The organism is Shewanella sp. 5_MG-2023 (genome assembly GCF_030547465.1).
Taxonomy (GTDB): Bacteria; Pseudomonadota; Gammaproteobacteria; order Enterobacterales; family Shewanellaceae; genus Shewanella.
The window spans coordinates 35,214-55,540 of sequence record NZ_JAUORC010000003.1; the positions used below are offsets into that span (position 1 = coordinate 35,214).

The following is a 20,327-nucleotide window of genomic DNA, read 5'->3' on the forward strand; positions in this document are numbered from 1 at the left end:
AGCCTTCCCTAACAAATCGGGCAGCGACATGAAGCACACTTTTTGGTAGATTGTTTTTAAAAATGAGACGTAGCTAATAAAAATGAAGGAAACTCATGAAAAACTATAAGAAATCAATTTTTACAGGGATAGTTTTAGCCGCTATATCAGGCTGTCAAAGCCAGACAAATGATACCCAAGTAACACAATTACCACCGTCTGCTAACGATGTAATTAGCCAGCAACTAGCCACAAAGGCGTTATCTTCTACTTTAGGTTATGACATTGTTGAATCATTGACAGTGGAAGTCGGCCCTCGACTCGCCGGTTCCGAGAAAGATCTCATCGCAGTCGAATGGGCGATGAATAAACTCAAAAGCTTAGGTTTTGATAAGGTCTATAAGGAATCTGTCCAAGTCCCAGCTTGGTCACGAGGCCATGCTCAGGCATCAATCGTCTCACCGTTTGAGCAACCGCTGGTCATTAGCGCTCTAGGTGGCAGCGTGGCAACGCCTGAGTCAGGTTTACAAGCCCAGATAGTGCGCTTTGACACCCTTGCTGCACTACAAGTCGCCGATCCAGCATTAGTCGAAGGCAAAATTGTCTTTATTGATCATAAAACCGAGCGCCATATTAGTGGTAAAGGCTATGGTCAGTCTGTTGGCGGCCGCTCAAGAGGCGCGGTTGCTGCAGCAGAAAAAGGCGCTGTCGCTGTGGTCATTCGCTCAATAGGTACCGATCATGACCGCATGGCCCATACCGGCATGATGCGTTACAAAGATGGAGTGGCAAAAATTCCAGCTGCTGCATTGTCTGCACCAGATGCTGATATGATTAATGCCATGTTAAAAAGAGATAAGAACATCAGCTTATCACTTAACCTATCTTCAAAGAATTTAGGGGTCGCTACATCCTACAATGTTATTGCCGAGGTAACTGGCAGTAGTAAGGCTGAAGAAGTGGTGCTGATTGGCGCTCACCTTGACTCTTGGGATGAAGGCACGGGTGCAATTGATGATGGTGCAGGCGTTGCGATTGTGACTGCAGCGGCGAAATTGATTCAAGATTTACCTCAAAAACCAGCGAGAACCATTCGAGTGGTATTATATGCCGCAGAAGAAGTGGGATTAGTTGGCGGTAAGGCTTATGCAAAGCAACATGCTGACGAGCTGGTTAATCATTATATTGCCGCAGAATCTGATTTTGGCGCAGGCAAGATTTACCAAATTGATTTCAACGTTAATCCACACGTATTTGAGCAAGTTAAAACTGAGCACAGTTCAATGACCATCAACGGGGTTAAGTTAGGGAACAATAACGCTTCTGGTGGCCCTGACGTGTCTATGATGCCCTCTCTAGGTGTCCCTGTGGCGTCCCTTCGACAAGATGGTACTGATTACTTTGATTATCACCACACCCCTAACGACACTTTAGATAAAATCGACCCTACCGCATTAGCGCAAAATGTCGCTGCTTATGCGCAATTTGCTTATATCATGGCGCAATCAGAACTTAACTTACGCCCATTAGCTAAAAAGGCCGATAAGAAATAATCTATCAGCCTTTTATCGCAAAAAAGCAGTTAAGGAGTTCAAACCTTAGCTGCTTTTTTATTAAGTATTTTTTTACCCGTTACATTACACTGAAACTTGTAGTGGTTACTTAATTTGCTCTTCTCTTAAAAACACTGGCGCTGCAGGTGTCGATAAGTCTTCACTGTAATAATAGCCATCTAAGTCAAATTGCTGCAATTGTGCCAATGACGTCACATCGTTTTGGATAATGTAACGCGCCATCAAGCCGCGGGCTCTTTTGGCATAAAAACTGATCACCTTGTATTGACCATTTTTGCAGTCTTTAAATACCGGGGTGATTAAAGTGGCCTTAAGTAGTTTGGGTTTAACCGCTTTAAAATACTCATTTGAGGCTAAATTAATGACGATATCATCGCTTTGATTAGCAACAGCTGCGTTAACTTCATTGGTGATTGTCTCGCCCCAAAATGCATAAAGACTTTTACCTGCGGGGTTTACCAAGCTGGTGCCCATTTCTAAACGGTAGGCTTGCATCAAATCCAGCGGCTTCAGTAAGCCATACAAACCAGATAAAATTCGTAGGTGCTTTTGAGCCTTATCGATTTCCATATCAGACAGTGAATCAGCATCAAGGCCGGTATATACATCGCCCCTAAAGGCAAACATAGCTTGCTTGGCATTATCTAGAGTAAAACGTGGTTGCCACTGTGCAAATCGAGCCGCATTCAAACCTGCTATTTTATCGCTCACTTTCATTAAAGAGGCAATATCCATTGGCGTCAATTCACGACATACGTCAATCAATTGTTGGCTGTAATCTAGCAAAGTCGGTTGAGTAAACTTCTTGGTTGATGCAGGCGTTTCAAAATCAAGTGTTTTGGCAGGAGAAACTAATACTAGCATTGCTGATAATCCTATTTTATAAAATGGACTCTAATTCATGCTATCTATCATACTGAGCTTCATAAAAAAAACCATGCAATTACTGCATGGTTTTTTAGATTGTGCTAAATGCTTTTTTCAGATTTGATTAATCTGCAATTAACATTCGCGATTAAGTAAAGTGAGTTACTTGGTCACTTCAACTTCTTTATTGATCCAAATCCCATCTTCTATCTGACCTTCAAGCTCTGGGAACTTAGTCGTATCAAATACAGGATCTTCACCCTTATTAACTTGTTGGCGGTAATCATTAATAATTCTCACCGCTAAACCTGACAATAACAGCAGGGCAATCATATTAACTAACGCCATCAAGCCCATAGAAACGTCGGCTAAATCCCAAACGATGCCAATCTTAGCCACTGCGCCAAACATAACCATACCTAATACTGCGATACGGAAGATTGGTAGTGCACCTTTTTTATTGCCAGATAGAAACATCACGTTAGTTTCTGCATACGAATAGTTAGCAATAATTGACGTGAAACAGAAAAGTAAAATAGCAAAGGCAATAAATGCCCCACCCCAGTCACCCACATGATGCGTTAATGCATTAATGGTTCTTGCAATACCATCACCAGAGCCGCCACCATCACCAGACAATAAGATAATTGCCGCAGTAGCAGTACAGATAACAATAGTGTCCACAAACACACCCATCATTTGCACAAAACCTTGTGACGCTGGGTGATTAGGATTCGGTGAAGCACTTGCTGCAATATTGGCGGCACTACCCATACCTGCTTCATTAGAGAACAAGCCGCGAGCAATACCCGCCTGCATTGCTTGAGCAACACTGTATGCTACACCACCAGCAGCGGCCTCTTGCCAGCCAAATGCACTGTTAATCACCAACATAAATACGGCAGGCAATTGCTCAACATTCATTAAAACAACAACCAAGGCAATCGCAATGTAGGCTAATGCCATAATCGGAACGATAATTTCTGACACTCTAGCGACCTTTTTAAGACCGCCCATAATCACGAGGCCACTCAATAGCGCAATCCCAAGACCGACATAAATTGGATTTAAATCAAATACGGCAGTCATTGCACCAGAGATAGTATTTGCTTGAACAGCATTAAACACTAAGCCAAAACAAATAATCAGTAGGATTGAAAATAGAATCCCCATCCAGCGTTGGCCAAGGCCTTTTTCCATATAATATGAAGGGCCACCACGATACTGCCCGTCAACGTCTTTAACTTTATAAACTTGCGCTAACGTTGACTCGATCATTGCCGTCGCCATACCGAGCATGGCAATGGCCCACATCCAAAATACTGCCCCAGGACCTGCGGCACCGATTGCAACCGCAACACCAGCCATATTTCCGGCTCCGACACGGGCAGCCATACTGGTACAAAAAACTTGAAATGAAGATAAGCCATGCTTACCAGGGCGGCGGCTAATCGCTAATACTTTAACGCCGTGTACGAAATGAGTAATTTGAATACAGCCAAGACGAACAGTAAAAAAGATACCTGCGCCTACCAGCCCATAAACTAACAATTTACCCCAGAGTAAATTGTTCATGAAACCAACAATTGTTTCTAACATTGCCATTTGCTTAATCTATTCCTTGGAATAACTTTATTTTGTAAAAATATGCTTAAACCGAGCAACACCTTCAGACAAAATAAAATTATCGAATTATTATAATGAGCTCATCAAAATCTAAGTTCGCAGCCTCAGCATGTATTCGTAAATAGCCAAGCTGTTACTGTTTATTAAATTCAGTGAGCGAATATATTAGTTAATTATTATTTAGCATTATTCAAGTTAACTTTACTGACTTTAACCAGTAAAGCCCAGCAAACATTACCACTCTTTACCACTTATCGCTTAGTTATAGGTGTTCTCAAAAAAATGCGAGAAAAAACTAGCATAGAAAAACTTCAAACATAGGTGACAGTGATCACATTTATTTAAATAGCCGCCTAAAGCCCCATCTAGAATAACAATTGCAAATCGCCTAACACCAAGTGACTCAACAATTTCTTAACCTAACATCATTTTATTAATGATTTTTTTTAATACAAAGTTAGATCAATAACACATTATTGGTTCAATTTAGGGAATACAGTGTTCTCATTAAAAGCTAAATCAATCTTATCTTTCATAATGAGGTCACTATGACACAGCAAAATGAAATCACTGCTCTTAAAAAATATGTTAGAGCAACTAACTTCCTCGCTACCTCACAAATCTATCTTAAGCAAAATGTGCTTTTTAAAAGAGAGCTACAACATACAGACATTAAACCTCGACTTTTAGGTCATTGGGGTACCTGTCCAGGTATCAATTTTGTGTATGCAAACGTTAATCGCTTAATCGTTAAGCATGAAAGAGAATTCATTTATTTAGTCGGTCCTGGTCACGGCTTCCCAGCAGTTCAAGCTAACCTGTTTGTTGAAGGTTCTTTAAGCCATTTTTATCCAGAAACCATCCCCTATAACGAATCAGGTATTGAAGATATCTGTAAAAAGTTCTCAGCAGCATATGGCTACCCTTCTCATGCAAACCCTGAAGCCCCCGGCCAAATTTTAGAAGGTGGCGAATTAGGTTATTCATTATCCGTTGCTTGGGGCGCCGTTCTTGATAATCCAAACTTAATCGCAGCTTGTTTAGTTGGTGATGGTGAGTCTGAAACAGGGCCATTAGCTGCATCATGGTATGCCAACCGGTTAGTCGACCCTGCAACCAATGGTGCGGTACTGCCCATTGTGCATATTAATGGCTATAAAATCTCAGGCCCGACTCGTATGGGACGCATGAGTCATGAAGAGTTAGATCTTGAATTTCGTGGTTTAGGTTATCATCCCATTATTGTTGATGATCAACTTGAAGAGGATGTGTTTGTTCAAATGAAAGAGGCTATGGACTTAGCTTACGAGATGATCAATGATATCCAAACTCGTGCCCGTCGCGGCGAAGATGTTTGTAAGCCTCGCTGGCCGGTTATTCTTATGCGAACAGCTAAAGGCTGGACAGGTACATCTGAGTTTGGCGGTAAGAAGCTAGCTGGCAACTGCGAATCTCATCAAGTCATCGTCAATAAGTGTGCAACAGATGCAGGTCACCTAAAAGCGCTTAATGACTGGTTAGCAAGTTACAAATTTGATGAACTGTGCAGTATCAATGCGCAAGGTGAAATTACCTTTGATGAAGAAATTCAATCTTTGATTCCACCTAAGCAGTTATGTTGTGGTCGCCAACACTTAAGTTATGGCGGTGAAGTAGTCCGTGCACTTGCTCAACCAGATCTTAAAAAACTAAGTTATGGTCCAGAAACCCCACGTGGTACTCGCGGCGTATCAATGTACAAAATGGGCGAGTGGATGCGTGACGCATTCAAATTAAATCGAGATCAACGTAACTTACGTATCTTCAGCCCAGATGAAACATACTCAAATCAACTGCAAGCGGTATTTGAAGAAACAGATCGTGCATGGCAATGGCCGATTGAAAGCTGGGATCAAGATATGGCGCGTGATGGCCGTGTTATTGAACTGCTATCGGAAAACTTACTTTTCGGTATGATGCACGGTTACACAGTAACAGGTCGGCATGCCATGTTCCCAACCTATGAAGCCTTCTCTCAAGTAGTTTCATCAATGGCTGATCAGTACTGTAAATATGTGTATGCCAGTCAAGGGGTTCACTTCCGTAAACCTGTACCTTCTTGTAATGTTGTTTTGTCTTCTTTATTAGAGCGTCAAGATCATAATGGTTATTCGCATCAAAACCCTTCATTTCTAGGTGCTATGTTAGAAAAGCATCCAGATATTATTTCTGCATATTTACCTGCTGATGGTAACAGTACACTCACTTATACAGAGCGTGCATATGAAGACCGCGACAAACTCAACATTTTAGTTGCAGGTAAAAAAGAGTTACCTCAATGGCTATCACTAGATGAAGCCCGTAAGCAAACTAAAGATGGCGTGATGGTATGGGATTTTGCATCAGATGATAATCCTGATGTAGTACTTGCAGGTTGTGGTGATTATGTCACTCAAGAATGTATGGCGTCATTAGTACTCATTAGAGAACTACTGCCAAGAGTGCGTATTCGTTATGTCAGTGTAACTGAACTTAATAGTAACGGTTTAGGTAGTCGTAAATTCCAAAATAAGCCTTGGTTAATGGATGAAATATTTACTGAAGATAAAGGCGTGGTATTTAACTACCATGGTTATCCAAATACCATCAAGAAATTGGTATTTGATTATAAAGGCAGTAAACGTTTCCGCATTAAAGGCTATGAAGAAGAAGGTTCAACTACAACACCATTTGATATGGGCGTTCGTAATGGCACATCACGTTATCACCTTGTGATTGATATGGCATACAAACTATTCCAACAAGGTGTTATTGATGAAACTCAGCATGTTCAAATCACAACGGATATGCTCCAAAGATTAGTAGAACACCGTAACTACATTAAGGCCAACGGTGTTGACCCAGTAGACATTGAAAATTGGGTTTGGACTCGGTAATTAGATTAGAGTTCAAAAAACAAACTACAATCGTTTATAACGAGTTAAAGCGCCTTTGGGCGCTTTTTCTTTATACCACGGACAACAAAGCCCATCGTCAATTCATTAGAAAAAACCAACACTGCAACATCTTGCGGGGGTTCGTTAGGTATTTGTTGGTAATATTTTAAAAATATTCGTAACTACTATGGAAAACCATTGAATTTAAGACGATAATTAGCTTGCCAGCTAAATCATAATAGGAACGCCAAATAAGTGCTGGTGACACTTAAGGTAAACAATCGGTTTACATGTGTTTTGGTGACATAAAATAACAATGGACTATATATGATGAAAAACACCTTAAAAGTAGTATTACTCACCTCAATGTTGCCTTTTGCCGCTGTCGCAGAACAAGAGTTAACGCCATGGTATGTCGGTGGTGGTTTAGGGATTAATAATTACGAACCACATTGCGACCTTAAAACAATGACCCAATGTGAAGATGATGACCCTTATGCTTGGGATGTCTTCGGTGGTTACTTATTTAATGACTATTTTGGTATTGAACTCGGTTATAGAGACTTAGGTCGTATTCAATGGACAGATTTCAGTAATAAACGTAATGATGTCGGCGCTAGAGGCATGGCATTAGGTTTAGTCGGTTTTTATCCTTTCGCTGACAAGTGGAGTTTGTCTGCTGAGGCTGGCGGAATGAACTACCTTTTAAAGAACATAAAAAATTATGGCACTGAGTATTACAGTGACAGCGGTATTGCGCCCTATATCGGTGCTGGTATCGGTTATAATTTTACCGAAAACTTAAAGCTGCAGGCTAAATATCGTCGCTACGAAAACTTAGACGATGATAAATATAATACCCTTGAAATGGAAAGTAACTATTGGGGCTTAGAATTAAGCTACCGCTTTGGTAAAGCTAAAGCAGCAGCCCCTGTTGTTGCAGCTGCTGTTGCACCAATTGATTCCGACAACGATGGCGTAATGGATGATCAAGATAGCTGTCCAGATACACCAGCAACTCACAAAGTTGATGCCAATGGTTGTACTGTCTACGAATTTGTAACAGACAATCATGACTTAGGTGGTATTTTATTTGATAACAACTCTTCTGTTATTAAGTCAGCTTCTTATGCTGACATTGAAAAATTAGCTAATTACTTGAAGAAAAATCCTGAGCATACCGTATCAATCGAAGGTCACGCTTCTAATGTTGGCAAGCCTGCATATAATATGACCCTTTCTGAGAGTCGTGCTAAATCAGTCGCTGAAGCTTTAGCAGCTAAATATGATATTGAAGCAAGTCGTATTCAAGCTATTGGCTATGGTATTACTAAACCTATTATGGAAGGCAATACCGCTGAAGCCCATAAGCAAAATCGTCGTATTGAAGCTATCGTAACCGGCACAGAAAAACGTGCGGTTCTAAAATAATCAACTAATTAAGCTGGTAATAAAAAGTCGCTGCTTGCAGCGACTTTTTTGTTTTTGTAGCCATCAGCTAAAAAATAAAAACCCTTACCAATAAAGAGATGTTATCGGTAACATTTTTATTTCAACGATAAAAACAACTTAAACAACTAATAAATCAGGCATTAAATTACACAATTAGTTGCTTATGAGCTCATTTCACGTTTATTTGCGTTATTTTTTTACAAATGTTGTTGGAAAATACAGTAAGATCGCATTTAATAACTGTATTGAACAAAATAACTTTGTTACTTGAGAGGGAAATTTCCATGGCGAACACGTTAGCTCAACTAAAAGCACTAACCACAATCGTTGCTGATACCGGCGACATTGAAGCAATTAAACGCTACCAACCAGAAGACGCAACCACCAACCCTTCTCTAATTTTAAAAGCGGCGCAAATTCCTGAATATGCCCCATTAATTGATGATGCTATTGCTTGGGCAAAACAGCAGTCAAATGACACAGCTCAGCAAGTTGAAGACGCAGGTGATAAATTAGCCGTCAACATCGGTGTAGAAATTCTTAAGATTGTTCCAGGCCGCATCTCAACAGAAGTCGATGCCAGACTTTCTTTTGATAAAGCAGGCTCTATCGAAAAAGCCCATAAGCTAATTAACCTATATCAAGCAGCCGGTATTGATAAATCTCGCATTCTGATCAAGTTAGCATCTACTTGGGAAGGGATCTGCGCAGCAAAAGAGCTTGAGCAACAAGGCATCAACTGTAACCTAACGCTATTATTTAGCTTTGCTCAAGCCCGAGCTTGTGCTGAAGCAGGTGTTTACCTTATTTCGCCATTTGTTGGTCGTATTTTAGATTGGTATAAGAAAGACACAGGTCTTGATTACACCGCTGAAACCGATCCTGGTGTGGTATCAGTAACCGATATCTATAACTACTATAAGCTTCACGGCTATAACACTGTGGTAATGGGTGCAAGTTTCCGTAACACTGGCGAAATTATCGAGCTTGCGGGCTGTGACCGCCTAACGATAGGCCCTGCGCTATTAGAAGAGTTAGCCAATAGCGATACTGTTATTAGCCAAAAGCTAAAACCTGCAACAACAACGGTTGCCGCGCCAGCACCATTAACCGAAGCACAGTTCCGTTGGGAATATAACCAAGACCCAATGGCTGTTGATAAACTTGCTGAAGGCATTCGCAACTTTGCCATCGACCAAGGTAAACTTGAGGTTATGCTAAACGCAAAACTTAGCTAATCAACGGAGTGATTTGCATGACTAATTTAACTCAGAGTAATACTTGGCAGCAGCTAAAGAAAAATACAGCAGCGCTTCCCCATATGCGGGAGCTATTTGCTAATGACCCTAAACGTTTTGAGAAGATGAGCCTCAAAAGCTGCGGTTTATTATTAGATTATTCTAAAAACCGTATCGATAAGGAAGGCTTAGGATTATTGTTTGCATTAGCTGAAGAAACCCAGTTATCAGCTAAAATTTCTGCCATGTTTAATGGCGATATTATCAATAACACCGAAGGCCGTGCAGTATTACACACAGCGCTGAGGAGTAATCCTGAGCAAGTAATTATGGCTGAAGGGGCGAATATCGTCCCTGAAGTGCAGCAAACACTAGCAAAGATGACTCAGTTTGTGGCGTCTGTATCTCAAGGTGAATGGAAAGGTTACACCGGCAAAACCATTACTGATATTGTCAGTATTGGCATTGGTGGCTCTTTCCTTGGCCCTAAAATTGTCTCTCAAGCATTAAGGCCTTATTGGCAAAAAGGCCTTAATTGCCATTTTGTGGCTAACGTTGACGCAAGCTCTATCTGTGAGAAGCTTAAAAACTTAGATGCTGAAACAACCTTATTTGTTATGTCATCTAAGTCATTTGGCACCCAAGAAACACTGACCAATACCCTAAGCGCTAAAGACTGGTTCCTCGAGCAAGGTGGTAGCCAAGCCGATGTCGCCAAGCACTTTGTTGCAGTAACATCAAACGTTGCTAAAGCGACTGAGTTTGGTATTGATGCTGACAATATTTTCCCTATGTGGGATTGGGTGGGTGGACGTTATTCATTATGGTCAGCCATTGGCTTACCCATAGCGTTATTAGTGGGTATGGATAACTTCAAGCAACTGCTTGATGGTGCCAACCAAATGGATCAACATTTTGCCCAAGCGCCACTTGAACAAAATATGCCTGTGATTATGGGCATGTTGTCAGTGCTTTATAGCAATTTTCATGATGCACAATCCCATGTAGTTTTGACCTATGATCATTATTTACGTGGTTTACCCGCTTACTTCCAGCAACTTGATATGGAAAGTAATGGTAAGTCGGTCATGCTTGATGGAACTCAGGTAGATTTCAATACCGGCCCAGTGATCTGGGGTGGTGAAGGCACCAATGGTCAGCATGCATATCACCAGTTGTTACATCAAGGTACAGCACTTATCCCAGCTGACTTTATTATGCCACTGCAAAGTCACAATCCATTAGGTGAACATCATAACCAGCTTGCTTCAAACTGCTTTGGCCAAACCCAAGCATTAATGCAAGGTCGCACTTATGAAGAAGCTTTAGCGGAATTGGCAGGCAAAGATACGCCTGATGCTGATAAAGCCCTTATTGCTAAGCACAAGACAATGGCAGGTAATAAGCCAAGTAATACCTTATTAATGGATAAGCTAACTCCAACGACCTTAGGTTCGTTAATTGCCTTATATGAACACCGCACGTTTGTTCAAGGCGCTATTTGGCAAATTAACTCTTTTGATCAATGGGGGGTGGAATTAGGTAAAGTCCTTGGCAACGATGTCCTAGACCGCATCGGCGCCAAAAATGATGCCACAGAGCTTGATAGCTCCAGTAATTCATTAATTAATTTATACCGTCAAGGTCAGATTTAAACACTAAAAAAGCCAGCTAAAGCTGGCTTTTTTATATGCACTTTCATTTCCTCATAGCACAAGCCTCTAAATACGCCAGCAAAACACCACTTGAACATCACTTAAATATCACCTCCCATTAACAATATTGAAACATAACTATTGCACTATAGTGACGGAATATGATATTTATTTGAATAGAGACATCATAATAACAAGGGAGGTTTACCATGGATCGTTTAGACTATGGTGGTGCGCTAGACCAAGTTGTTGAAAGACCAACTCGCTCAAAAAGCTCAAATAAAAAACGTAAATGGCGAGAAATAGAAGCGTTAAAGGATAAACAGCGCTTACTTAAGGAACTTCAAGACATTGACACAAGTTTCGATTTTGATTTCGATGCGATGCCATTGTAAGCAAGATAACTAACTGAATAGTTATTCAAAGGTCTATATATAAAAAGAGCGCTTATAGCGCTCTTTTTAATTGCAATGCTTTTAACTGTAACTCGTTATCATTAATCCTTTAGGGGAGATAACACAGAGTCAGCTACTGTGGTTCAACTTCAGCAATATGCTCTTTAAGCTCTTCAAAGATATTATCATCACTATCGTTAAATAACGGATCATCAACTAAACGCTGCTCACATTGTTGCCATATTTTATCCCAATCACTGCCCTGCATGTGCTTAGCAAACAGAGGAAATAGCTCTTTTTCTTCATATTGCATATGAGCCATTTGGATTTCAACATACGCTTTTAAGTCGGAAACCAACTTTTCTCGGGAAATCACCACATCTGAAAGTATCAAATTCAGACTATACATCAATGCACCAGATGACTCTGCTAGACTGCTATGTTCATCATGAAGCCTGGTCGTACTAGGGCTAGGAAAGTGCTTAATAAAGTAATCAAAAGTAATATCTTCTACCGGATGGTGACTATGCTCAGCATAAACCTGCATATATTCGACGACATCACGAATAAGCGCAAAATTAACTGATTCACCCTGAGAAAGTTTGTGATTTTTCTTGGCTAGAATATTCAATAATATGGCTATGTGTTTGTGATCATTCATTAGCCTTTTAAGTATCATCTTCTCCATTACCACAATTCCTTCATGTCTAAAAAGTTTAAACCTCTAGTATTATTAATCTACACTATGGATTGCGCAGATGTTATGACCGAGATCATAAAATACAAATCTGAAACATTCAGATGAGTTTAAATAACAAAAAGAACCCTAAGGTGCTTTAGTAAGCTGATATTAAAGCTTTATTATTTAAGAATGTTAAATAAGTGCTCTTTCAGCTTGGTAAAATCAGCGCTCAGTTCTGCAGATAAAATCGGCTTATTCACTACAGCTTCAAGCTCTTGGGGTAATGGTAAATCGATTTGTAATTGCACATCGACCACATCTTTAAATTTCGCTGGATGCGCCGTTCCTAAGAAAATACCGGTTTCACCACTTTTAAGCTCATCAGATAAAGCTTGTGCGGCAATTGCGGCATGAGGCTCAGATTGATAACCCAGCTGATATAACTCTTTTAACGCCGCAGTTGTTTGCGCTTCATTAAGCGCCACCCCTGTAATAGACGATAACGGCCAATTTAACGCCTCACAAATGGCTTCGACTCTTGGCCAGTTTGATGGCTCGGACACATCCATCGCATTAGACATAGTCGCAACGGTAGTATTTGGCGCCCAATCACCTGCAGCAAGGTAACGTGGCACAGTATCGTTTGAGTTAGTCGCCGCAATAAAGCGCTTAATAGGTAAGCCCATCGCCTTGGCAAATAAACCTGCGGTTAAATTACCAAAGTTACCGCTAGGCACTGACAGCACAATCTCAGCATTGCTGGTTTGCTTCATTTGAGCTACCGCTTCAAAGTAGTAACAAATTTGCGCCAATAACCGACTAATATTGATTGAATTAGCCGAGTTTAAGTGCAGCCCATCACGAACATCACTATCATCAAATGCCTGCTTAACCAGTGTTTGGCAAGCATCAAAATCTGACGTAACAGCGACAGTATGAATATTCTTACCTAGAGTCGTGAACATCTTCTCTTGCAGCTCACTGATTTTTCCTTTGGGGTACATCACCACCACTTGTACAGCGTCAAGGCCAAAGAAAGCATCTGCCACCGCCGCGCCAGTATCCCCTGAGGTCGCCGTCAAAATAGTCAGCTTTTCATTACCCGCTAATAAATTAACGCATTGCGCCATAAAGCGCGCGCCAAAGTCTTTAAATGCCAATGTAGGCCCATGAAATAACTCTAAACACGCACGTTTATCATCAGCTTTCACTAAAGGCACATCAAAAATGAATGCTGCATTAACTAACTCATTAACTTTATCTTGACCAATTTCATCAGCAAGCCAAGCCCCTAAAATACGCTGACTTCTTGCAACAAAAGGTAACGCGAGTAGCTCATCGATATTATCAAGCACAGGAATAGATTTTGGAAAAAAAAGCCCTCTATCTTTACCTAAACCTAATTTTACCGCTTCACTAAAACTGACCACTTGTGATGGGTGCTTTAAATTATATAATTCCATTTCTAAACGCCTTTAAAATTAAAATGTGGTGACTAAACTCGACGCGTACCTTGCTCATCAAGTTGACAGACATGGGCAAACCCACCAGCCTGTGATAAATAATGCTGCTCTAACCATGCTTTAGCAGCTTTAGCAGTTTCTAGATTATCGGTTACAGAAAACAGCGTTGGGCCACTTCCTGATATGCCGGTGGTTAACATGCCTAAGGTTTCAAGTTCTGCGCGCGCATGGCTATAACCCGGAATCGCATCGGCTCGATAAGGCTCAGCCATCACATCCTTTAAAACGCTAATAGCAAGCTTTGGATCTTGCTGATAGCTTGCATGCACAAATGCACTTAAATGACGGCCAAAATCGATGGCTACCGCTTTATCGTATTGCTGTGGTAATAAGTCGCGCATCTTGGCCGTTGACAGTGAGATCCCCGGATAGGCCACCACCCAATACCATTGCTTAAACGTAGGAATACCAGCGCACACCTTATTGGGAGTATTTAGCATCAACTGCATGCCGCCTAAATAACAAGGGGCAACATTATCAAAATGAACACTGCCTGAAATCATTCCTTCAAACTCGCCCATTAAAAGCAATAATGCTTGTTCATCAAAAGGCTGCTCAAAATGCTCATTTAATGCATAAAGTGCTGCAACCACAGAGCTTGCACTAGAACCAAGCCCACTGCCAACTGGTAAATTTTTCTCTAAACAAATAGCCACACCTTGTTTAGCATTAAGTTTTTCAAGAAAAAACACAGCACATTGATAGACGATATTCTGTTTACCATCTTCTGGTAACTTATGCGCCCATGGACCCGTTTGAGAATAATGAACACCAGCATCAGCCGCTTCAATCATCACTCTATCACCCAGTAAACTGCCATCAATTGGCGCAAGCGCAGCGCCGAGTAGATCAAATCCAACACCGACATTACCCATTGAAGCAGGAGCATAAACAGTTATCGCTTTATCCGAAGTGACTTGTTTGCTCATAGCCCCACCTCGCGAGTCCAGTTTAAAGTTCTTAATACATCCGCAAACGCGCCAGCTGCAGTCACATCAGTACCCGCACCATAACCGCGTAATACAAATGGAATAGGCTGATAATAACGGCTGTAAAATGCCAGTGCATTCTCACCGCCTTTTACGCTGTATAACGGATCTGATGAATCAACCTCTACAATACGTACATGACACTTACCTGCTTCAATCTGACCCACATAACGCAGTACTTTACCTTGCGCTTTTGCCGATTCAACTCGCGCACTGACTTGCGCATCAAGTTGTGGTAAACGATTCATAAAGGTGTCTACATCGCCTGAATCATCAAACGAGCTTGGCAGAACTGATTCAACATTAATATCATCAAGTTCTAATGGCATGCCCACTTCACGAGCAAGAATTAGTACTTTTCGCGCCACATCCAAACCACTTAAATCTTCACGAGGATCCGGCTCTGTAAAACACTTATCACGAGCGATTGAGGTGGCCTCTGATAAGCTCATGCCTTCATCTAACATGCCGAATATATAAGATAATGAACCAGATAAGATCCCATTAAATCGCTGTAACTTATCACCGGCATATAGCAGTTTCTTTAAGTTATCAATCACTGGCAGGCCAGCACCTACGGTTGTTTCATACAAGAATTGTCTGCGCTGCAATAACGCCGTTGTGCGCAATTGTTGGTAGTAAGCATAATCACGAGTGTTGGCTTTCTTATTCGGGGTGACGACATGGTAGCCAGCATTCATCACATCAAGATAACGATCTGAAACCAACTCACTTGAAGTGCAATCAACTAAAACAGGGTTTAGCAGTTGCTGTTCTTTACCCCAGGCCAGCATCTCTGCGAGATCATAGCTTGTATCGCTATCAGCCAATAAAGCCTGCCAATTATTTAAATCTAGCCCAGCACTGCTCAGAAGCATTTTACGAGAATTGGCAATACCACATACTCGCATGGTTATATGCTGCTCTTTAAGCATCGAGGCTTGTTGTTTGATTTGCTCTAATAGCCCTGCCCCCACATTACCACTGCCTACTAAAAACACATCTAAATACTGCTGAACATCAAAGAAGGCTTGATGACAGGCGGCAATGGCATGCTTAGTTTTACGTTGCTCAATTACAGTAGAAATCGAACGTTCTGACGAGCCTTGGGCGATGGCGATAATATTAACGCTGGCTTTAGCCAGGGCGCTGAAAAACTTAGCAGCGGCGCCTTTATGGGTTTTCATGCCATCACCAATAAGCGACACAATCGCTAAATCTTGTCTTAATTCGATAGGCTCGAGTAACTCAGACTGGATTTCTAACTCAAATTCAACTTCTAATGCTTGTTTTGCTTTATAAGCTTCATTAGAGCTAACACAAAAGCTAATACTGTATTCAGACGAGCTTTGAGTGATTAATGAAACTGAAATACCACTGCGAGAAATCGCTTCAAGGGTACGACTGGCCATGCCCACCATGCCTTTCATGCCAGGGCCTGAAATGTTAAACATGGTTTGTTCATCAAGGTTAGAAATGGCCTTGACCTGCAAGCCTGTTTTGTCAGGCCGATTAGACACTAATGTGCCAGGCGCTGATGGGTTAAAACTATTTTTGATATAGCAAGGAATGTGATACTGAGCAATCGGTGCAATGGTTTTAGGGTGCAACACCTTAGCACCAAAATAAGAAAGCTCCATAGCTTCTTGATAGCTAAGTTGTTCAAGTAATTTAGCGTCTAATACCACGCGTGGATCCGTGTTATAAACCCCATCGACATCGGTCCAAATTTCACAGCTCGAGGCATCAAGACAAGCTGCTAAAACCGCTGCAGAGTAATCTGAGCCATTTCGCCCTAAAGTCACTGTTTTACCTTGCTCATTAGCAGCAGTAAAACCTGGCATAATCCATACCCGTGCTTCATTTAATGAAAGCGCAGCAAAACGCGGTTTGCTTTCATTGATATCAACAATAGATTCAAGTGGCTTACCATGGGCTAAGAATAATTTTCTTGGGTCAAATTGCGCTGCGGTAAGTGATTTTGCCAGCATCACTTGTTCCATTAAGGCTGCCGATAAACGCTCGCCAGAGACGATAACCTGCGCTTGAACATGATCGGGGCATTCGTTAAGCAGCTTTATTCCAGTGACTTTGTCATTCCAGTCAGTTAATTGCAGCGCCAGCTTTTCATCCAGTAGCGCTTTTTGCTGCGGTGAAATTAACGCTTGTTCAGCGTCACTAAAAAGGCCACTAAAAACCGACTCAATATGGGCTAATACCGCTGCATAGTCTTGATTGGTTTGTGCGAGACTTACTAACTCTAACAAGGCATTGGTAACAGTTGCAGGCGCTGATAACACAGTCGCAATAGCCTCTTCAGCTGCAGCTTGTTCAATAATGTCTGCTGCCATCAAAAAACGTTGCCAATTGGCTAACGAGGTTCCACCAAACTTCATCACTTTCATATTCTTCTCCCTTAACTCGCTAGCACTAAATATTAATTTTAAATCTGAAAACAAAAAGCCCGCTTCTTTGTGGGAAGCGGGCTTGTCGTTATAAATCTTTAGGGTGTAATCAGCCCGCCCCCACAATGTTAATTGTGGTGGTTGTAATAATGGTAACTACAACATGGTTAACGGATTTCATCATTACACTCGATTTAATATGTGTTTGTTTTGAATTGATAACAGAATTGCTTTTTTTAAGGTAGGTTGTCAACCCCTAATTAGTGGTTTATTTTTAAGTACTCTATTGATAACAAGCTGAATCACTGCTGAAATCACAATAATCGCAGCTATCACACTAAAAAACGCCTCCAAAACAAGTTTTTAGTATGTTTACGTAAACGTAATCCAAAAAAGATATACAAAAATAAATACTTACAAGTCAGATGCTTACTATTATTATGATTTTTATATGGTTATTCAAAAGCGCCAAAAGTCATCTTGCATTAAATTTCAGTGCCTAAGCACTAAAATTAGCATTTTCATAAACATGGCAGCGCAAATCACCATGAAAATGATTCATCTAATCTATTTAAAAACAGTGACCTGTGTACTGCGCGTAAATTTAGTCACAGCAACAATGGTAAAAACATCCATTGTCAAAGGATAAGTAACCGGATGCGCCACGATTTAAAGCAAATGTCAGCCAGCGAGATACTTGATTTAAAAACATGTGATTGAATAAGCAAAAGCTGATACAAATTATCGCGACTTTGTAAAAACAATAGTATTATGCCGCCACATTCAGAATTGGAGTCGTTATGAAAATCACAAAACATGCAGCAGTAACTATTCACTACAGTTTAACCGATCAAGAAGGTCGTTTAATCGAAAGCTCATTTGAAGCTGAACCTATGGTTTATCTACACGGAACTGAAGGCTTAATTCCAGGCTTAGAAACTGAGCTAGAAGGTAAAGTTGTTGGTGACAAATTTGACGCGAATATTCCAACTGAACAAGCATATGGTGAATACCATGACGGCCTAAAACAAGAAGTCCCTCTTGAAGCATTCGGCGATATCGAAGACATCGTGCCAGGTATGCGTTTTATTGCTGAAACTGAAATGGGTCAACGCCCAGTTCAAGTTACTGAAGTAAAAGATACTGTAGTCGTTGTTGATGGCAACCACCCTTTAGCTGGTCAAGCATTAAACTTCAGCGTTGAAGTGATGGATGTACGTGAAGCAACTGCCGAAGAAATTGCCCATGGTCATATTCATGCTGCTGGTGGTTGTGGCAGCGAGCACGCCCATGAAGCTTGTGGTACTGACAAACCGGGTTGTGATGGCAATGGCGGTTGTGGCTGCCACTAAAGTCTAATAAACAATTTTTGTCCTAGACATTGATTCAATAACTTAGACTGGATTAACTCAGCCTAAAGTTTGAATTATTAAATACGTTAGCCTTTTTTAGGTTGACGTATTTTTTTTACGTTATTATTAATCATAGATAGATTGTCTGTGAAACTTAACCACAAGCATTGCTGGGCACAGGTTTTGTTTCTTTCTCTGTGCTTTGGTAACTAGAAAGCAGCTGGGTTTGAAGGTTATAGAGTTAACCTTTGTTGCTGTTTGAAAATTAATTTAAAGCGAAGGAGTGCTTATGTTAATTAAACCGCTATACGAAATCTTACCTTACGCCTATATGATTGTCGGCGCAGCTAGCGTACCTTTCATTGAACAACCCTATATTGTCGTTGCTTCAATATTAGTCTTTTTTTACGGCGCTCATGTCTGGAACCTACGCTCTAGAAACCGCCGAACGGATAAGAAAAGAAAACGAGTCGAGGGTTACCTACCCGATTCAATATATGGCTTTATGCCATTCATTTACATTATTTCGGCCGTAATCACCTTTCGTTTTTTCCCTCAAGATTCAGCACAGTTACTGTCGATAGGGCTTTTTACATACGGAGGCTATATATTACTGCGCCGTATCAGCTATCGATGCCATAAGCATCCCTCAACGAACATTAAAGCTAAATTTAGATAGCTAGCGCGACATAAGTAACTAGTCCAGTATCAGCTGCTGGACTTTGTCTTTTTGCGCCTGAGGCATATTTTTTAAATAGTTTGAACAGCGAGTAATGGTCGCAATGCTCACTTGATATTCTGCAGATATTTGACGCTGACTTAGCTCACCTTGCAATAAAAGTTGAAAAACCTTTAACCTACCAGCAACTGCACTACGCTCTTCTTCTGTCATTAATAACTGAAATAAAATGCCTAATTCGTCAGAATTTGGGTAGCTTAGTACCTTTTCTACAACTGAATCCCAATTAGCTCGCATAACGCTCTCTTTTAGTAATGCCTCGACAGTACAAAGTGTAGCAACAATTCAGCTTTTACAGAAATCATATATGCAAAATATGCCTGATAATTATTGTAAAAATCAAATTTACAATTAAACACAAAACTAGACTCGCACTTGGTTCAAATTTATGCTTAAAATGTGACAAACACCTATAAATCAATAAATAAAAAGAGATCTGTCATGAAAAATAAAATATTGGCCTTAGCTGTCAGCGCATTGCTTATTCCAACTGTCAACGCACATAACTTTGAAGATGCCAATGACGCTATCGATTATCGTAAAGCAGGTTTTAGTTTAATCCGCTACCAATTTGGCGATATGGCTGCAATGATGAAAGGCAAAAAAGAGTTTGAATTAACCGTATTTCAAACTCGCGCTGCTAATTTAGCGGCACTAGCTAAAATCCCTCATGAAGGTTTTATTGCAGGCTCTGATAACGGCGATACAGAAGCTTTAGCAAAGATCTGGTCAAATAAAGCAGACTTTGATACTAAGATGACCGAATTCCAAGAAAATGCGGTTAAGTTAGACTTGGCAGCCCAAACAGGTGATAAAAAGCAAATCAAGCAAGCATTTGGTAATACAGGCAAAAGCTGTAAAGGCTGCCATGACATGTACAAGAAAGACTAACCATAAAACATTGTTAAAAATTCAGCGCCTTAAATATGCTATTCA

At 40.8% G+C, this 20,327-nt stretch carries 16 protein-coding genes; 9 read left to right on the forward strand and 7 right to left on the reverse strand.

Features of this window, described 5'->3' with window-relative positions; translation table 11 throughout:
- Window positions 1-95 precede the first annotated feature (95 nt).
- Window positions 96-1,532, forward strand: coding sequence for a M20/M25/M40 family metallo-hydrolase (locus Q4557_RS02010; protein ID WP_303410376.1), 1,437 nt, complete (start codon window positions 96-98; stop codon window positions 1,530-1,532).
- Window positions 1,533-1,637: 105 nt separating this feature from the next.
- Here the strand turns inward: Q4557_RS02010 and yaaA are convergent, their stop codons facing one another.
- Both yaaA and Q4557_RS02020 read right to left on the reverse strand, forming a co-directional pair.
- On the reverse strand, window positions 1,638-2,417 hold the full coding sequence (gene yaaA / locus Q4557_RS02015) for a peroxide stress protein YaaA (RefSeq protein ID WP_102475624.1): 780 nt from the start codon (window positions 2,415-2,417) through the stop codon (window positions 1,638-1,640).
- Window positions 2,418-2,582: 165 nt separating this feature from the next.
- Window positions 2,583-4,019: a sodium:alanine symporter family protein gene (locus Q4557_RS02020; protein WP_076542978.1), complete on the reverse strand. Its 1,437-nt coding sequence runs from the start codon at window positions 4,017-4,019 to the stop codon at window positions 2,583-2,585.
- 575 nt (window positions 4,020-4,594) lie between these two features.
- Here Q4557_RS02020 and Q4557_RS02025 point away from each other — a divergent pair.
- The 5 genes from Q4557_RS02025 to Q4557_RS02045 all read left to right on the forward strand — a co-directional run bounded on the left by Q4557_RS02025 (window position 4,595) and on the right by Q4557_RS02045 (window position 11,701).
- Window positions 4,595-6,961 (forward strand): phosphoketolase family protein, encoded by a 2,367-nt coding sequence (locus Q4557_RS02025; protein WP_102439209.1) that lies wholly within the window; start codon window positions 4,595-4,597, stop codon window positions 6,959-6,961.
- Between the two features lie 327 nt (window positions 6,962-7,288).
- Window positions 7,289-8,392, forward strand: a complete 1,104-nt coding sequence (locus Q4557_RS02030) for an OmpA family protein (protein ID WP_102475623.1) — start codon at window positions 7,289-7,291, stop codon at window positions 8,390-8,392.
- A gap of 305 nt (window positions 8,393-8,697) precedes the next feature.
- Window positions 8,698-9,651, forward strand: coding sequence for a transaldolase (gene tal / locus Q4557_RS02035; RefSeq protein WP_102475622.1), 954 nt, complete (start codon window positions 8,698-8,700; stop codon window positions 9,649-9,651).
- 17 nt (window positions 9,652-9,668) lie between these two features.
- A complete protein-coding gene (gene pgi, locus Q4557_RS02040) occupies window positions 9,669-11,306 on the forward strand; it encodes a glucose-6-phosphate isomerase (RefSeq protein WP_102475621.1) in 1,638 nt (545 codons plus the stop codon).
- A gap of 209 nt (window positions 11,307-11,515) precedes the next feature.
- Window positions 11,516-11,701, forward strand: coding sequence for a DUF3545 family protein (locus Q4557_RS02045; protein ID WP_076542968.1), 186 nt, complete (start codon window positions 11,516-11,518; stop codon window positions 11,699-11,701).
- 133 nt (window positions 11,702-11,834) lie between these two features.
- On the opposite strand, the gene Q4557_RS02050 is transcribed toward Q4557_RS02045, so the two are convergent.
- The 4 genes from Q4557_RS02050 to thrA all read right to left on the reverse strand — a co-directional run bounded on the left by Q4557_RS02050 (window position 11,835) and on the right by thrA (window position 17,300).
- Complete coding sequence (locus Q4557_RS02050) at window positions 11,835-12,377, reverse strand: hemerythrin domain-containing protein (protein ID WP_303410531.1); 543 nt, start codon at window positions 12,375-12,377, stop codon at window positions 11,835-11,837.
- Window positions 12,378-12,562: 185 nt separating this feature from the next.
- Entirely contained in the window at window positions 12,563-13,846 is a 1,284-nt protein-coding gene (thrC, locus tag Q4557_RS02055) for a threonine synthase (RefSeq protein WP_303410377.1), read from the reverse strand.
- A gap of 32 nt (window positions 13,847-13,878) precedes the next feature.
- Window positions 13,879-14,835, reverse strand: coding sequence for a homoserine kinase (gene thrB / locus Q4557_RS02060; RefSeq protein ID WP_102439214.1), 957 nt, complete (start codon window positions 14,833-14,835; stop codon window positions 13,879-13,881).
- Complete coding sequence (gene thrA / locus Q4557_RS02065) at window positions 14,832-17,300, reverse strand: bifunctional aspartate kinase/homoserine dehydrogenase I (RefSeq protein WP_303410379.1); 2,469 nt, start codon at window positions 17,298-17,300, stop codon at window positions 14,832-14,834. Before thrA ends, thrB begins: the two co-directional genes overlap by 4 nt.
- 800 nt (window positions 17,301-18,100) lie before the next feature.
- On the opposite strand from thrA, the gene Q4557_RS02070 reads away from it, so the two are divergent.
- The gene (locus Q4557_RS02070) at window positions 18,101-18,652 is read left to right on the forward strand and encodes a peptidylprolyl isomerase (protein ID WP_102439216.1); all 552 of its coding nucleotides are present in this window, start codon (window positions 18,101-18,103) and stop codon (window positions 18,650-18,652) included.
- Between the two features lie 289 nt (window positions 18,653-18,941).
- Complete coding sequence (locus Q4557_RS02075; RefSeq protein WP_102439217.1) at window positions 18,942-19,331, forward strand: hypothetical protein; 390 nt, start codon at window positions 18,942-18,944, stop codon at window positions 19,329-19,331.
- Between the two features lie 18 nt (window positions 19,332-19,349).
- Here the strand turns inward: Q4557_RS02075 and trpR are convergent, their stop codons facing one another.
- Entirely contained in the window at window positions 19,350-19,628 is a 279-nt protein-coding gene (gene trpR / locus Q4557_RS02080) for a trp operon repressor (protein ID WP_102439218.1), read from the reverse strand.
- Window positions 19,629-19,832: 204 nt separating this feature from the next.
- Between trpR and Q4557_RS02085 the strand changes: the two genes are divergently transcribed.
- Complete coding sequence (locus tag Q4557_RS02085; protein WP_102439219.1) at window positions 19,833-20,282, forward strand: cytochrome c; 450 nt, start codon at window positions 19,833-19,835, stop codon at window positions 20,280-20,282.
- Window positions 20,283-20,327 lie beyond the last annotated feature (45 nt).

Bases quoted from the DNA above. Each gene is read 5' to 3' on its own strand.
- Q4557_RS02020 (WP_076542978.1), bottom strand. From the start codon at position 4,019: ATGTTAGAAACAATTGTTGGTTTCATGAACAATTTACTCTGGGGTAAA.
- Q4557_RS02010 (WP_303410376.1), top strand. From the start codon at position 96: ATGAAAAACTATAAGAAATCAATTTTTACAGGGATAGTTTTAGCCGCT.
- Q4557_RS02070 (WP_102439216.1), top strand. From the start codon at position 18,101: ATGAAAATCACAAAACATGCAGCAGTAACTATTCACTACAGTTTAACC.
- Q4557_RS02030 (WP_102475623.1), top strand. From the start codon at position 7,289: ATGATGAAAAACACCTTAAAAGTAGTATTACTCACCTCAATGTTGCCT.
- Q4557_RS02075 (WP_102439217.1), top strand. From the start codon at position 18,942: ATGTTAATTAAACCGCTATACGAAATCTTACCTTACGCCTATATGATT.
- thrC (WP_303410377.1), bottom strand. From the start codon at position 13,846: ATGGAATTATATAATTTAAAGCACCCATCACAAGTGGTCAGTTTTAGT.
- thrA (WP_303410379.1), bottom strand. From the start codon at position 17,300: ATGAAAGTGATGAAGTTTGGTGGAACCTCGTTAGCCAATTGGCAACGT.
- Q4557_RS02085 (WP_102439219.1), top strand. From the start codon at position 19,833: ATGAAAAATAAAATATTGGCCTTAGCTGTCAGCGCATTGCTTATTCCA.
- tal (WP_102475622.1), top strand. From the start codon at position 8,698: ATGGCGAACACGTTAGCTCAACTAAAAGCACTAACCACAATCGTTGCT.
- yaaA (WP_102475624.1), bottom strand. From the start codon at position 2,417: ATGCTAGTATTAGTTTCTCCTGCCAAAACACTTGATTTTGAAACGCCT.
- pgi (WP_102475621.1), top strand. From the start codon at position 9,669: ATGACTAATTTAACTCAGAGTAATACTTGGCAGCAGCTAAAGAAAAAT.
- Q4557_RS02045 (WP_076542968.1), top strand. From the start codon at position 11,516: ATGGATCGTTTAGACTATGGTGGTGCGCTAGACCAAGTTGTTGAAAGA.
- Q4557_RS02025 (WP_102439209.1), top strand. From the start codon at position 4,595: ATGACACAGCAAAATGAAATCACTGCTCTTAAAAAATATGTTAGAGCA.
- trpR (WP_102439218.1), bottom strand. From the start codon at position 19,628: ATGCGAGCTAATTGGGATTCAGTTGTAGAAAAGGTACTAAGCTACCCA.
- thrB (WP_102439214.1), bottom strand. From the start codon at position 14,835: ATGAGCAAACAAGTCACTTCGGATAAAGCGATAACTGTTTATGCTCCT.